The organism is Mycoplasmopsis cricetuli ATCC 35279 (assembly GCF_000526955.1).
Taxonomy (GTDB): domain Bacteria; phylum Bacillota_I; class Bacilli_A; order Mycoplasmatales; family Metamycoplasmataceae; genus Mycoplasmopsis; species Mycoplasmopsis cricetuli.
Window position 1 is genome coordinate 1 of sequence record NZ_JAHB01000002.1, and the last position, 15,794, is coordinate 15,794.

The window sequence follows — 15,794 nt, forward strand, 5'->3', positions numbered from 1 at the left end:
ACCGTGAGGGAAAGGTGAAAAGAACCCCGGGAGGGGAGTGAAATAGATTCTGAAACCACTTACTTACAAGTAGTCAGAGCCCGTTAAAGGGTGATGGCGTACATCTTGCAGTATGGACCGGCGAGTTATGTTAACATGCGAGGTTAAGTGGAGAAAAGCGGAGCCGTAGAGAAATCGAGTCTGAATAGGGCGTATTTAGTATGTTGACATATACCCGAAACCATGTGATCTATTCATGAGCAGACTGAAGCTTGGTTAACCCCAAGTGGAGGGTCGAACCGTAGTACGCTGAAAAGTGCCCGGATGACTTGTGAATAGCGGAGAAATTCCAATCGAACTTGGAGATAGCTGGTTCTCCTCGAAATAGCTTTAGGGCTAGCGTGTGATGTTAAACTTTGGTGGTAGAGCACTGAATATGGAATGGCCGCGCCTAGCGGTACTGACTATAATCAAACTCCGAATACCATTGTGTATTGTCATGCAGTCGGAACCGGGGTGCTAACGTCCCGGCTCGCGAGGGCAACAACCCAGATCGTCGGCTAAGGTCCCAAAATTGTGTTAAGTCAGAAAGGTTGTGGGGTTTCATAAACAACTAGGAGGTTGGCTTAGAAGCAGCCATCCTTTAAAGAGTGCGTAATAGCTCACTAGTCAAGAGACCCTGCGCCAATAATGTAACGGGAGTAAACACAATACCGAAGCCACGGGTACGAAAGTACGTTAGAGGAGCGTTCTAATTGCGATGAAGTCAGACCGTGAGGACTGGTGGAGCGTTTAGAAGTGAGAATGCCGGTATGAGTAACGATTTGTAGTGAGAATCTACAACGCCTATTGGGAAAGGTTTCCTGGGCAAGGTTCGTCCACCCAGGGTTAGTCAGGACCTAAGGAGAGGCTGAAAAGCGTATCCGATGGACAACAGGTTAATATTCCTGTACTATCGATAACTAGTGATGGAGTGACGGAGAAGGATAACACTACCTATTATTGGATTTAGGGGTAAACTTTAACTGGGAAACATAGTTAAATGCGTGTTTCATAACCGGGAGAAGTGATGCATAGGCTTATGCCAAATTGTGTGATTTCATGCTTCCAAGAAAAGCTTCTAAACGTTTAAAGTTATAGATACCTGTACCGAGAACGGACACACGTTCCCAAGATGAGTATTCTAAGGCGAGCGAGAAAACTAGTGTTAAGGAACTCTGCAAAATAACCCCGTAAGTTCGCAAGAAGGGGTGCCTATTTTTAATAGGCCACAGTAAATTGTGAGGGGCAACTGTTTATCAAAAACACAGCTCTCTGCTAAACCGCAAGGTGATGTATAGGGGGTGAAGCCTGCCCAGTGCCCGAAGGTTAAGCGAATGCGTTAGCTTTATGCAAAGCGTTGAAGTGAAGCCCGGGTGAACGGCGGCCGTAACTATAACGGTCCTAAGGTAGCGAAATTCCTTGTCGGCTAAATACTGACCTGCACGAAAGGCGCAATGATCTCTCAACTGTCTCAACACTAGACTCGGTGAAATTATGGTCCCAGTGAAAACGCTGGGTACCCGCATCAAGACGAAAAGACCCCATGGAGCTTTACTACAACTTCGTATTGGAACTTGGCCTAACATGTGTAGGATAGGTGGGAGACTTTGAAGTCAAGACGCTAGTCTTGATGGAGTCAACCTTGAAATACCACCCTTGGTATGTTGAGTTTCTAACCTGCTACCGTTATCCGGTAGGGGGACAGTGCGTGGTGGGTAGTTTGACTGGGGCGGTCGCCTCCTAAAAGGTAACGGAGGCGTTCAAAGGTACACTCAATATGGTCAGAAACCATATGTAGAGCGCAAAGGTAGAAGTGTGCTTGACTGCGAGACCTACAAGTCGAGCAGGTGCGAAAGCAGGACTTAGTGATCCGGCTGTACGTCATGGAACGGCAGTCGCTCAACGGATAAAAGTTACCCTGGGGATAACAGGCTTATCTTGCCCAAGAGATCACATCGACGGCAAGGTTTGGCACCTCGATGTCGGCTCATCGCATCCTGGAGCTGGAGTCGGTTCCAAGGGTTTGGCTGTTCGCCAATTAAAGCGGTACGCGAGCTGGGTTCAGAACGTCGTGAGACAGTTCGGTCCCTATCTGATGTGGGCGTTGGAATATTGATGAGAGCTGCTCTTAGTACGAGAGGACCGGAGTGGACGTACCACTGGTGTTCCAGTTGTTCCGCCAGGAGCATAGCTGGGTAGCTAAGTACGGAAAGGATAACCGCTGAAAGCATCTAAGTGGGAAGCCTCCTCAAAGATAAGTATTCCCTTGAAATTCCTTGTAGACTACGAGGTTGATAGGATGGAAGTGTAAGTGTAGTAATACATTCAGCTGACCATTACTAATAAATTGATAGGTTTAAAAGTTAAGATGAATTCAACAGACATTTTAATAAATTATTAGTTTACTATTCAGTTTTCAAAGCACATAGCACCACATGGTGCTTTTTTTTTTTTTTTTTTTATATATATATATATATATAAAGCTGCATGAATTAATTATTCTTTTAAATTTCTTTTAAATTTTTTATGTTTAGTTTTTTATTAATTTTAATTCATTTATTCACTTTTATATTAAGCAAATAATATAATTTTTTAATATTAAAATAGGAGTATTTATGAATAAAATAAAAAAATATTTATTAATTAGTTCAATTTTTTCAACAAGTTTAATTTCAGCTGCTTGCACAAATAATCAACAAGAAATAACAAAAAAACCTAATGAAATTCAAAAAATTAATTATCAAATTTATCCACTTCCACACAATGTAAAGTATAATAATGAACTTGTAAAAGTTACAAAAATTAAAACAGTAATTGGTAAGGGGTTAGACCAAGCAACTCAAGATAAACTTAATGAAGTTTTAGCACAAACAAATACAATTGTTGATAAATCAGCACAATATCAACTTGTTGTAGGTATTTATAAAAATGATTCAGAAGCAGAAAAATATTTAAAAAATAATTACAAAGAATTTTATGATTTATTTGATGATTCCAAAACAGATGCTCATCAAATTATAATTGATAACAATAAAATTGTTGTAATGGGGAAAGATACCAATGCAGTGTTTTATGCTTTTGTAAGTTTAAAAGATATTTTAAAAGCAAAAGATCAAAATAGTTATATAAGACATTTACAAATTAATGATTATGCAGATCTATCAATACGAGGGACAATTGAAGGATTTTATGGAATTCCTTGAGGGAATGAAAATCGAGCTGAATTAATTAATTTTGGAGCTAATTTTAAATCTAATGCTTTTATTTTCGCCCCTAAAGATGATCCATATCATCGTGAAAAATGAAGAAGTTTATATCCAAAAAAAGATGAACAAAATTTAAATTATAATATTGAAGGAATTGAAGAATTAGCAATTCTTGGTGAAAAAACAAAAAATCATTTTTACTGAGCAATTCACCCTTTTTTAGGAAAAGATAAAATTTCAAATGAAGATGCAAAAATAATTAAAACAATTGATATAAATACATTTGATTTTAATAATTATTCAAATCAAAATCAAAGTATTCAAGATTTATTAAACAAATTAAATCAAGTTTACAACGCTGGAGTAAGATACTTTGCTCTTTTAGCTGATGATACTGGTGAATTAGACTTTGAAGCTGTAACTAAAATTGTGAAAATAATTGAAAAGTGAAAAGAATTGAAAAGTGAAAAGAATTTAAAAATATTAAAAATAATCCTTTAATTGTAGTACCCAAATTTTATGAAGTTAATGGAGGAAAGGAAAAAGCAATTGAATGAGATATGTTTGATGATAATTTTGCTCCGGAAACTCAAATTGTTATCACTGGTTCTGAAACTTTAGCTCCTGTTTCAAAATTTTCTATTAGTGATGAATGAGGATTTAAAAAAAGATTTGCTTCTGAATCTAAAAAAGCAAAGGGAGGAAGAAGAGATCCACTATTTTGGTTAAATTGACCAGTAAATGATATTGATCGTAAAACCTATAGAAGAATTTTTTTAGGTAAAGGTGAAATGCTTGAAAAAAATATTACTAATTTAAAAGGTATTATTACCAATCCAATGGAAGAAGCATATGCATCAAAAAATGCAATTTTTGCTATTTTAGATTACAGTTGAAACACTCAAAAATTTGATGCAAATCAAAGCTGAATAGATGGATTTAAATACTTTGAGCCAGATGCTTATGATGAACTAAGAGAAATTGCTTCACATATGGTAAATCAAAAAGGTCCAACTCCATGAAATTCAAAGCGTTTTTGAGGAATTAAACTATCTGAGTCAACAGATTTAAAAGTAAAAATTGATAAATATGATAAGTTGTATCAAAAATATTTGGATTCCACTAAAACAAAAGCTTTAACACTTGAAAATGATATTAAAATATTGTTAGAACAATCAAAAATATTACAAAAACATTACACCAAAATTATTTATAGTATTTATGCTTTTGAAGAAAAATCAAAGCAAAAAAAATTAAAAGAAGAAATTTTAAAATATACCTATCCACTTTTAATTCGTTCTCAAGTTGCAATTAATTTATTGCAAGCATTAGACACTTATATTGCAGATTTAGGTGAAAATAATTTTAAAATTATTTCAAAAAACACTAAACTTAAAAATAAAAGTAAGTTATGGGTTCAGGTTTTAGATTTGATAAAAGAAAACAAAACAATTATTATAAGTGATAATAAACAATTATATCCTGAGGCTGGTTATACAGTTATTCGAAGTCATGTTGAGAAATTAATTAAAAAAATTAATGATTTGTTAAAAGAAAATGAAATTATTTCCAAACAAGAATAACAAAATTTATATTTTAAATATCAATAATTTAACTCATATTTTTACCAAAATATTGAGTTATTTTTATATTTAAAACAATTAAAAAAAATATTTATTTTAAATTAACATAATTTAAAAAATAATGTTTTTTATTTGATAAATCTACTTAGATTAGCAATATTTTTTTGTTAAATAATTTATTTAAACTTAAATTATTTTAATTGTAACAATAAATTTTATTGTATTTTTTCAAATTGTTTTTTATTCATCTAAAAGCTATCAAAACCTGCTATTATTATTAAGATAAATTTTAATTTTTTTTATGCTCAAATTAAAAGGAATTTATATGCTTTTTGAGAAAGAATTTCATCAATTAACTGATTATGAAAAAGATGTTATTAAATATTTAAATTCAAATCCAAGTGAATTTGTTCACATTTCAATTAATCAAATAGCTCAAAATTCAAATGTTTCAGTTGGCGTTATTTCAAGATTGTATAAAAAACTTGGATTTAACTCTCTTAGAGATTTGCAATTTTATGTTCATCATAGAATTTTAGTGATGCATTATATTGATGAAAATTTAGAGAAAAAAAACATTAAAAATTTTGCTCAAATGCTAAGCCAATCATACACTTATTCAATTTACAAAATCATTGAAAATTTAAATAACAATGATTTTGAAATAATAATACAAAAAATTTCAAATTCTAAATCAGTTAGATTATATGGAAATAGCATTTCTTATTTTGCATGTGATAATTTAACTACAGGTCTACAAAAAATTGGTATAAATGCTTATTTTGAAAAAGATTTTCATACTTTGTTACAAAAATTAAATTACTTTTCTTCTAAAGAATTTTTTATTATTTTTTCATACTCAGGAACTAGTAAAGAAGTAACTTTTCTAACTCATTGTTTAAAACAACAAAAAATTGAATATTTATTGGTAACTTCATTAACAAATGATGATAAGTTTCATCCATATCTTATTAATTATTCCAAACAAGATATATACAATCAAAACTTGCTTACTTCATCTATTTCACAACATTTTATTGCAAATTTAATTCTTGAGTACATAAAATACAGAAGTAAAGTTTTAAGTCAAGATTTTTGAGTTGAAAAATGAAATAAAAAAGTAAAAAAGTAACTGAAAAATTTCTTTTTTACAGAACTTATTTTCTATTTTAATCATATGCTATTTTCTTGGTATATGATTTTTTTATATACGACTATAGGAGGTTATCATGAAAAAAATTTTAGTTGTAGGATCAGTTAATGTTGATCAAGTATTTAATATTTTAAAATTTCCAAAAGTTGGTGAAACCATTTATTCAAAATCAAAAGAAACTTTTTTAGGAGGAAAGGGGGTTAACCAAGCAATTACTTTATCAAAAATGAATAGTGATGTTACTTTTATTGGAAAAGTAGGAAATGATGAGGAAGGAAGGTATGCTTTAAATGAAATATCAAAATTAGGATTAAGCACCGATAACATTGTAATTGAAAAAACAAGCACTGGAATTGCATCAATTTATGTGTCTGAAAATGGTGAAAATACTATTGTTTTATTTCCAGGAGCAAACAATTGATATCAAAAAGAAAATGAACAAAAATGAAAAAATATAATCAAAAAATTTGATTACTTGCTTGTTCAGCTAGAAATAACAAATGATTTTGTAGAAAAAATAATTAAAATTGCAAAACATTTGAATAAAATTGTAATTTTAAATCCAGCTCCAGCAAAAATTTTATCAAATCAGATTTTAAGCAATTGTGATTATTTAATTCCAAATGAAACAGAACTAGCAACTATTTTCAATAAAGATCCAATCGCCAATGAAAATGAAATAAATATTATTTTGCAAGAAGTTGAGCAAAAATTTCCAAATTTAAAAATACTACTAACTTTTGGACCTAAAGGAGTGTATTTTATTGATAAAAATAAACATTTAGTAAATGTTCCAACACCTAAAGAAATAAAAGTAATTGATACAACAGGAGCTGGAGATAGTTTTATAGGAGGATTTCTATCACAAATTTCAATTGGAACACCATTACATCAAGCAATTGAATTTGGAATTAAAACAGCTTCAATTACTATCACCAAAAAAGGCGCTTCAAGTTCTATTCCAACATACACTGAGGTTATTAATAATGTTTCAAAATAAAAATATGATTTTAAATCCTGAGCTTGTGAGTTTAATTGCTAAATTAGGACACTTTGATGAAATTGTTATTTGTGATGCAGGATTGCCATTTCCAAATGAAAATCAAAGTAAAATTATAGATTTGTCTTTGGTTTTAGGAATTCCTAATTTTATGCAAGTGTTTAATGTTATCACTCAAAATCTAGCTTTTGAATCAATAGTTTTAGCTTCAGAAATTAAAACTTACAATCAAGATGTTTATCATCAAATAACAAGTAAATTTTCAAATATAAAGTATATTTCACACAGTGATTTTAAAAAGCAAACAGTTAAAGCAAAAGCATTTATTCGCACAGGAGAAACAACACCATATGCAAATGCAATTATTATTTGTGGAGTTAATTTTTAATGTTTGCTAAACCTATTTTAGAAGCAATTGATATTGTTAAAACATTTGAAAATCAAACTGTGTTACATAAAGCTTCAATTAAGGCTTATCCAGGAAAAGTGAATATTTTAATGGGAGAAAATGGAGCAGGAAAATCTACTATGATCAATATCATTTCTGGAAATTTAAAACCTACTTCAGGAACTATTTATTTTAATAATCAAAAAATTACCAAAAATGAAGTTAAATATTTTAAAAAAATAGGAATTAGTGTAATTCATCAAGAAATAAAATTAGTTGATGATTTAACAGTAGCTGAAAACATTTTTCTTGGAAGTGAGATTGTAACTGCTTTTAAAACTATTGATTATTCAAAAATGAATATTTTAGCTCAAAAATTTTTAACTCAATTAAATAGTGATATTAATCCAAAAACAAAGGTAAGTAAATTAACAATAGCTCAAAAACAAATTGTTGAAATTGCAAAAGGATTATCTCAACAATCAAAAGTTTTAATTTTTGATGAACCAACTTCAGCAATTGGCTTAAAAGAAACTAAAAAATTATTTGAAGTTATCAATCAATTGAAGCAAGAAAATATTGCAATTATTTATATTACACATCGAATGGAAGAAATAAATGAAATTGGAGATTATGTAACTATTTTTCGTGATGGAAATTTTATTACTGAGCAATTAATTGAAAATGTAAATAAAAAACAAATTATAGAATTTATGGTTGGACGAAAAGTAACTGAAGAATTTCCTGAAAAAATAGATGTTAAGCCTATAAAATTACTTGAAATTGAAAATTTAAATAATTCAATTCTTCATAATATTAATTTTAAAATTAATAAAGGAGAAATTTTAGGTTTTTATGGTCTAGTTGGTTCTAAAAGAAGTGAGCTTTTTAAAACAATTATTGGAATATATAAAAAAAATTCAGGTTTTATATTTTTAAAAAATAAAACTAAAAATTTTTCCTCACCACAAAAGGCAATTAAAAATAAAATTTATTATTTATCTGAAGATAGAAAAAATGAAGGACTTTTTTTAGATAAAGATGTTAGCTTTAATATTTCAATTTCATCAATTGATCTAGTTAGTTATTTTAATGGAATAATGATAAAACAAAACAAAGAAAATAATCAAAGTAATTTTTTTATTTCATTATTAAAAATTAAAACATTTTCATCTAAAACTTTGGTTAATAATCTTTCAGGAGGTAATCAACAAAAAATCGCTATTGCAAAAGCGCTTGCAACCAATCCAGAAGTAATAATTTTTGATGAGCCAACTAGAGGAGTTGATGTTGGAGCTCGAAAAGAAATTTATGAGATTATGTATCAGTTAAAAAAACAAGGAAAGGCCATTGTTGTTATTTCATCTGATTTACCAGAAATTATAAACATATCAGATCGCCTAATTATAATGAACAATGGAAAAATTCAAATTGATACTTATCAAAAATTATCTCAAAATGAGATTATGAGTTATGCATTAAACATAAAAGGAAATAATCATGAATAAAACATTTCAAATTTTTGAACAGCTAAAAAATGAAGTTGTTGCAATTAATGAAAATTATTTAAAACAAGTTAAATTTGAAAATCAACAATTTGAAATTAATTTGCTTGATAAAATTTATAAAAAATCAATTCAACAAAAGGATCGTTTAGATTCTATTGTACATCAAATTAATCATTTAAATGAATTGTTTGATCAAAATTTAGCATGATTGCATTTAAACATTCAAGATTCTGAATTATTAGAACAAAAATTGAAAAAATTAAAAAACAATCATGAAAAAAAGATTATTAAACTCAAATTAAAACATAAAAAACTAAAACAAAATTTAGATTTAAAGTTACAAAATTATTCTATTAAAATAAAGCAAAAAATAACAAAACACAAAGAATTAGCTTCAAAGCATGAAAAAATTCTTGAAGACAAAATTGTTCAAAAAAATAAAACTCTAATTCAAAATCAAAAGAAAAAATTTGATATTTATCAAAAAGAACTTGAAAATCTTGTTTTTAAAAAAGAAAATCAGCTAGCAATTGCTTTACAAGAATATGAAAAATCTTTATCAAATATTAATGAAAATTATGAAATTATTTCACAAAAACAAAAACAAATTCTTGAAAATGAATATTTAAAAAAAATCGAAAAAGTTGAAAAAAAATTTCAAGGCAAAGAAAGTAAAATTTTTAACAAAATTCGTTTTTTAAATTCATTAAAAAAATTAAACAATTGATCATTTTATCAAAAATTAGATAGCAAATTTTATGAATGAATTATTAAAAATAAACTAATTTTTATGATAGCTATTTTCGCTTTAATTGTAGGATCAATTTATCCAAAGTTTTTTTATTATGAAAATTGATTGAATAATATTTTACAACAAAATATTGTAATAGGATTTTTAGCAATTGGAATGACTTTTGTTATTATTACAGGAAGTATTGATCTATCAGTTGGCAGTTCAATGGCTCTTATTGGAGGGATTACACTTTATTTGCATAAAGTTTATAGTTATAGTTTAGCAGTTTCAGTTGTAATTGGTTTGATTATTGCACTTACAATTAGTTTTGTAATCGGATTTTTAAGTTCTTATGGAAAATTACAATCTTTTATTGTAACTTTAGTTGGACTTATTGTTTTTAGAGGACTTTTGAATATTATTTTAAAAGGTTCACCAGTAACTGTAATTGATAATTCATTTATTAATTTTTTAGGCAATGGAAAAATTTTGTATATTCCAAGTACTGTAGTAGTTTTTACTGTTGTAACTGTATTTTTAATGTTTATTTTAAAATTTACTAAATTAGGTCGTTATATTTATGCCACTGGATCAAATAAAATTGCAGCAAAAGTTTCAGGAATTCAAACCAAAATAGTTACAACCACTGTGTTTGTTATTTTGGGAATGATGATTTTTTTAGCATCACTTTCATATATAGGTAATGTTAAATCAATTGAACCACAAAGTGCTAATGGATTTGAACTATCAGCTATTGCTGCGGTTGTACTTGGAGGAACTTCACTTAATGGAGGGAAAGGAAGTATTGGTAAAACTATTATTGGATGATTGCTTATTAGTATTTTAAATAATGCTTTAGTTTTTTTAAGAGTTGATGCTAATTTGCAACTTGTTTTTAGAGGAGTAATTATTTTGTTAGCAGTGTTATTTGACAAACAATTTAATTTTAAAAATCTTTACTTAAATTTTTTAACTAGAATAAGAGGATACTAAATATGTTTTCTAAAATATATTATAAAACAAAAAAAATTAGCAAAAGTGGAATCGCTCTTTTTAGTGCAATTGGTTGTTTTACAGCTATTGGAGCAGTAATTGCAATTAATAATAGAAGTTCAAGCAAAGAAAATATTACATTAATTTTATCAACTCGAAGCAATCCATTTTTTATAGAAATTGAAAATGCAGTCAAAAATAAATTAAAAGATAGTAACTATAATTTAATTGTTTTAGATTCAGAAAATGATGATAGCAAACAATCTCAAAATATTTCTAATGCTATTTCACTTGACTCAAAAGCAATTTTAATTAATGCAGTAAACTCATCAACTGCTTGAGAAGGGGGTATTAAAAATGTATATACAAAACAAATTCCAGTTATTGCAATTGATCGTTCAATAATCACTTCACAAGAAAATGGAATTACTCAAACAATTGCTTCAAATAATATTGCAGGAGCTAAAGATATTGCCAAGTGATTTAAAAGTGAATATCCAAATGCATTTAATTTTAATGTTTTTCATTTAGGGGGTGTTGCAGGAGCTCAAGCTGCTCTTGACCGAGCCAAAGGATTTAAACAAGGATTTGAAAAAGATTATTTAACTAGTGAAATTGCAGATTTTAACCGTGAAAAAGCTCTTGAAAAAACCAATATTGTTTTACAATCAAGAGGTAATGAATTTAAAATTATTTTTGCTGATAATGATGAAATGGCTCTTGGTGCAATTGAAGCAATTAAAAAACAAAATTATCAAGCAATTTCAACTAAACCTTTTGATGTTACAAATGGTAAATATTACGTGCTTGGTTTTGATGGAACTAAGGATGCACTTAATTTAGTTGCAAATGGAACATTAACTGCAACAGTGATTCAACAACCTAAATTAATGGGTGAATTAGCAGTTGAAGCTATATTAGATATTTTAAAAGGTAAACAAGTTGAAAAAACTAAAGATGCAGCAACATTGGTTGTTTCAAAAACAAATGTAAATAATTATTTAAGCAAATAAAAAAATTATAAAGTTATTTTAATTATTATTTTCAGTTAAAAAATTAAAAATTCCAACTTGAATATCATAAAAAAATGACTCAGAAATTTCATCAAGAGTAACACTGATATCTATTTGACTGCCCTCAACTAAAGTATTTAAATAAAAATTTCTATCATTTGTAAAGGGTAAAAAAAGAATTTTATAATCAATATTTTCTTTGATATATTTATCAAATAAATCATCACTTACAACAATTCCATTTAAATTTACTATAGTTATTTTTCCTTGATTTAAATCAAAATCAATTTGTATTTTTACATCTTTATTAAATTTATGTTTGATTATTTTTTGAATTAAATTTTCTAATTTTTTAGTAAATTCTTTTATTTGCGTTTCTGTTTTGTTTTTAAGTAAAGTTAAAATTTCATCATTTTTGTTTTTTAAAATATTCATATCATTTTTATTATATATCATTTAAAAAACTAAAATTAGTATAAAAACTAAAATTAGTATAATTGAATAAAAAACAAAAAAATCAGCATAAATAAATTGCTGATTTTTATTTAAAATTTAATGTGACAATATCCATTTGGATTTTTAATTAAGTAATCTTGATGTTCTTCTTCAGCAAGTGCAAAATTTTTTAATGGTAAAAGTTCAGTGTATATTTTTTTATTTGGTCCATACTGATTCTCAAGAACTTTAAAATAGTTTTTAAGCTCTGATAAATCTTTGGCATTTTCATAATAAATTCCACTTCGATATTGGTTACCAACATCATTACCTTGTTTATTTAAAAGTGTTGGATCAATGTGACTAAAAAATATATCAAGCATTTTTTCAGTTGGAAGTAATTTTTTATTATAAATAACTTGTACCGCTTCAACTGCTCCAGTATTTGTTTGGCACACTTGTTTATAACTTGGAGGAAAGTTAGTTACATAATTGGCATAACCAACAACAGTTTTATATACTCCAAAAATATTCCTTAATAAGTGTTGAACTCCTCAAAAACAACCACCAGCTAAAGTTAATTTTCCAATTTGTTGAAAATGTTCTTTGTATGCATTATTTCAAGCATTGACTCATTTTTGATTTTTTGAAGATGTAATTTGTTTTGAACTAACAAATTTTAATGCAGCAGAATTAATGCAAAAACGTAGATAACCATTTTTAATAGCTTCAGAATCAAGATCTTTAAATACATGTCCTAAGTGTAAATCTGAAGCCGAAGTTCTAACTTCTGTACGAACCATATTGTGTTTATAATCTTTTTTGTATGTAATTGAATTTTCATTATGTGGTTTGTAAAAACTAGGTCAACCACATGATGAACTAAATTTATCAAATGAAGAAAATAAAACTTCATCATTTGTAGGATCCACATAAAGACCAAATTCAAAATGATTTCAATATTCATTTAAAAATGGAGGCTCAGTTTCATTGTTGTATAAAACTTCAATAGCAAGTTTGCTTAGTTTATTATTTTTTATTTTTTGTTTATCCTTTAAATTAAATCTACAAAAATATTTTTTATTTTATTTATTGAGTTTTCTATTTTAATCACAACAACTTGTTGAACAATTTTTCATATTCATTTCACAAGATTCTTTTTCATCACAACAATTTGTTAAACAATTTTTCATATCCATTTCACAAGATTTTTTTTCATCACAACAATTTGCTAAACGATCATCCATTTCACAAGATTTTTTTTCATTAGAACAATTTGTTGAACAATTTTTAGTATTCATTTCATAATCCTTAGTATTTGTATTTGATTCTTTTAATTTACAATCTTTTTTCTTTCAAAAAAAGAGTTTCATTAAACAATTTTTTTTATTCATATTGGGTCTCCTATTTTTTGTTTGATTACAAAAAAATTATAAAACTTTTTATTAAAAAATATAAAAAAACTAAAAAATGCATAAAAAATATACTTTTTTACTATTTTAATAATTTTTTGTAATTTAATTTTTCGAAGCTTGAAGAAAAAAATAAAATATTTTAGCAAATAGATAAATAGACTGCTAAATTTTGATATAATTTAAAAAAGGAAGTAAATATGGAAAATAAAAATACAACACAAAATCAAAGTGCTTTAGAAAAATATGGAAGAAATTTAACAAATTTTGCTAAAAATAACAAAATAGATCCAATTATAGGTCGTGATGAAGAAATTAGAAGAATGGTTAGAATTCTAAGTCGCAAAACTAAAAATAATCCAGTGCTAGTAGGTGAGCCTGGAGTTGGAAAAACTGCAATTGTTGAAGGTCTTGCTTTAAAAATTGTTCAAAAACAAGTTCCTGATAATTTAATTGATGCACAAGTTATTGAACTTGACTTAGCATTATTAATTGCAGGGGCTTCATATCAAGGAGAATTTGAAAAAAGATTAAAATCAGTTATTAAAGAAATTGAAGTTTCAAAAAAAGAAATTATTTTATTTATTGATGAAATTCATATGCTTATCGGAACAGGTAAAACTGGTTCAAATTCAGGAATGGATGCTGCAAATATTATTAAACCAGCAATGGCAAGAGGTCAAGTGCATTTAATTGGGGCAACTACTTATGATGAATATCGAAAATATATTGAATCTGATGCAGCCCTTGAACGAAGAATGCAAAAAATTGATGTTTTAGAACCCTCAACTCAGGACACTTTAACTATTTTAAGAGGTATTAAAGAAAGTTTAGAAACTTTTCATAAAGTAAAGATTTCAGATCAAGCTTTAATTGCTGCTACTGAACTTTCTAATCGTTATATTTCAGATCGTTTTTTACCTGATAAAGCAATTGATTTAATTGATGAAGCAGCTTCAACAATTAAAGTAGAAATGAATTATCAACCAGAAAAATTAGAACAAGCAAAACAATTAAAAATGAGTTTATCTACCGAATTAGCTGCTTTAAAGCAAAATCAGGAAAATAATGAAAAAGTTGAAATTTTAAATGAAAAAATAATTGAATTAAGCACAGAAATTGAAAAATTAGAAAAACAATGAATTTTTGAAAAAGATAGATTTGAAAAAATTGCCATTTTACAAGAAAAAATTTCTAATTTACAATTTCAATTTAATAAAGCTCAAAATGAAAGTAATTATGAACTAGCTTCAAAAATAAAATACAATGATATTCCAAATTATCAAAAAGAAATTATTAAATTAGAACAAGAAGTTAATTCTGAAGATTCATTGATCAAAAATACTGTAACAAAAGAAGAAATTGCAAAAATTGTTTCAAAATGATCTAAAATTCCAGTTCATAAATTATTACAAAATGATAAAGATAAATTAGTTTTACTAAACAAAAAACTTCAAACTCAAGTAATTGGGCAAGAACAAGCAATAGAACTTGTTTATCAAGCCATACTGCGTTCAAAAGCAAATATTAATGATCCAAATAAACCACTTGCTAGTTTTATGTTTTTAGGACCAACTGGAGTTGGGAAAACTGAGTTAGCACGTAAATTAGCACTTAATTTATTTGATGATGAAAAACAAATGATTCGACTTGATATGTCTGAATATATGGAAAAACATTCTGTTTCCAAAATTATTGGAGCTCCTCCAGGTTATATTGGTTTTAATGATAGCAATACAGTAAGTGAACAAATTAGAAAAAATCCATATTCAATTTTATTGCTTGATGAAATTGAAAAAGCTCATTCAGATGTAGTGAATATTTTTTTACAACTGCTTGATAATGGAACAATTACTGATTCAAAAGGAAAGCATATTAATTGCAGAAATTTAATTGTGATTATGACTTCAAATTTAGGGGCACAAATAATTTTAGAAAATCAAACTAAGCTTTCTGAAAATCAAATAAAAACAATTTTACTTAAACATTTTAAACCTGAATTTATTAATCGTATTGATGAAATTATAACTTTTAATAGTTTAAGTTTAAAAGCAGTAGAAATTATTATTCAAAATGAATTAAATAAATTAATAAAGCGAGTAAAAAATTCAAGTAATTTAGTTTTAAATTTTTCAGATCAAGTTATTAATAAAATTTTAGATGAAAGTTATGATTTAAATTTTGGAGCTCGTCCAATTAAAAGATATATTCAAAAACAAATTGAAAGTTTAGTTGCACTAGCTATTATGAAGCACTCTAAAATTCATACAATAACAATTGATGTTATTGATAATAAATTTAAACTTATAACAAATTAAAAAAAATAAAAAGATTTGTATTAGCAAATCT

At 27.2% G+C, this 15,794-nt stretch carries 12 protein-coding genes and 1 rRNA gene; 10 read left to right on the plus strand and 3 right to left on the minus strand.

Annotated elements, in window-relative coordinates:
- From U744_RS0100940 to U744_RS0100980, 9 genes are all read left to right on the plus strand, one after another.
- Window positions 1-2,385, plus strand: a 23S ribosomal RNA gene (locus U744_RS0100940); the annotation flags it as partial.
- A gap of 251 nt (window positions 2,386-2,636) precedes the next feature.
- Complete coding sequence (locus U744_RS04850) at window positions 2,637-3,728, plus strand: beta-N-acetylglucosaminidase domain-containing protein (RefSeq protein ID WP_025755245.1); 1,092 nt, start codon at window positions 2,637-2,639, stop codon at window positions 3,726-3,728.
- Window positions 3,674-4,810 (plus strand): beta-N-acetylglucosaminidase domain-containing protein, encoded by a 1,137-nt coding sequence (locus U744_RS04855; RefSeq protein ID WP_025755246.1) that lies wholly within the window; start codon window positions 3,674-3,676, stop codon window positions 4,808-4,810. Before U744_RS04850 ends, U744_RS04855 begins: the two co-directional genes overlap by 55 nt.
- 325 nt (window positions 4,811-5,135) lie before the next feature.
- Window positions 5,136-5,942 carry a MurR/RpiR family transcriptional regulator gene (locus U744_RS0100955; protein ID WP_025755247.1) on the plus strand — a complete coding sequence of 269 codons (807 nt, stop codon included), beginning with the start codon at window positions 5,136-5,138 and terminating at the stop codon, window positions 5,940-5,942.
- A gap of 97 nt (window positions 5,943-6,039) precedes the next feature.
- Complete coding sequence (locus tag U744_RS0100960) at window positions 6,040-6,963, plus strand: ribokinase (RefSeq protein WP_025755248.1); 924 nt, start codon at window positions 6,040-6,042, stop codon at window positions 6,961-6,963.
- Window positions 6,950-7,351, plus strand: coding sequence for a D-ribose pyranase (gene rbsD / locus U744_RS0100965; RefSeq protein ID WP_025755249.1), 402 nt, complete (start codon window positions 6,950-6,952; stop codon window positions 7,349-7,351). The genes U744_RS0100960 and rbsD overlap by 14 nt, the downstream gene beginning before the upstream one ends.
- Entirely contained in the window at window positions 7,351-8,859 is a 1,509-nt protein-coding gene (locus U744_RS0100970) for a sugar ABC transporter ATP-binding protein (protein WP_025755250.1), read from the plus strand. Before rbsD ends, U744_RS0100970 begins: the two co-directional genes overlap by 1 nt.
- A complete protein-coding gene (locus U744_RS04485) occupies window positions 8,852-10,585 on the plus strand; it encodes an ABC transporter permease subunit (RefSeq protein WP_025755251.1) in 1,734 nt (577 codons plus the stop codon). Before U744_RS0100970 ends, U744_RS04485 begins: the two co-directional genes overlap by 8 nt.
- A 2-nt stretch (window positions 10,586-10,587) precedes the next feature.
- Window positions 10,588-11,598, plus strand: a complete 1,011-nt coding sequence (locus U744_RS0100980; RefSeq protein WP_025755252.1) for a sugar ABC transporter substrate-binding protein — start codon at window positions 10,588-10,590, stop codon at window positions 11,596-11,598.
- 18 nt (window positions 11,599-11,616) lie between these two features.
- Here U744_RS0100980 and U744_RS0100985 read toward each other — a convergent pair whose 3' ends face one another.
- From U744_RS0100985 to U744_RS0100995, 3 genes are all read right to left on the minus strand, one after another.
- On the minus strand, window positions 11,617-12,033 hold the full coding sequence (locus tag U744_RS0100985; protein ID WP_025755253.1) for a hypothetical protein: 417 nt from the start codon (window positions 12,031-12,033) through the stop codon (window positions 11,617-11,619).
- A 110-nt stretch (window positions 12,034-12,143) separates the two neighbouring features.
- Window positions 12,144-13,091 carry a peptide-methionine (S)-S-oxide reductase MsrA gene (gene msrA / locus U744_RS04895; protein WP_408634308.1) on the minus strand — a complete coding sequence of 316 codons (948 nt, stop codon included), beginning with the start codon at window positions 13,089-13,091 and terminating at the stop codon, window positions 12,144-12,146.
- Between the two features lie 48 nt (window positions 13,092-13,139).
- Window positions 13,140-13,427: a hypothetical protein gene (locus U744_RS0100995; RefSeq protein WP_025755255.1), complete on the minus strand. Its 288-nt coding sequence runs from the start codon at window positions 13,425-13,427 to the stop codon at window positions 13,140-13,142.
- 218 nt (window positions 13,428-13,645) lie between these two features.
- On the opposite strand from U744_RS0100995, the gene U744_RS0101005 reads away from it, so the two are divergent.
- Window positions 13,646-15,763: an ATP-dependent Clp protease ATP-binding subunit gene (locus U744_RS0101005; protein WP_025755257.1), complete on the plus strand. Its 2,118-nt coding sequence runs from the start codon at window positions 13,646-13,648 to the stop codon at window positions 15,761-15,763.
- The last annotated feature ends 31 nt before the right edge of the window (window positions 15,764-15,794 follow it).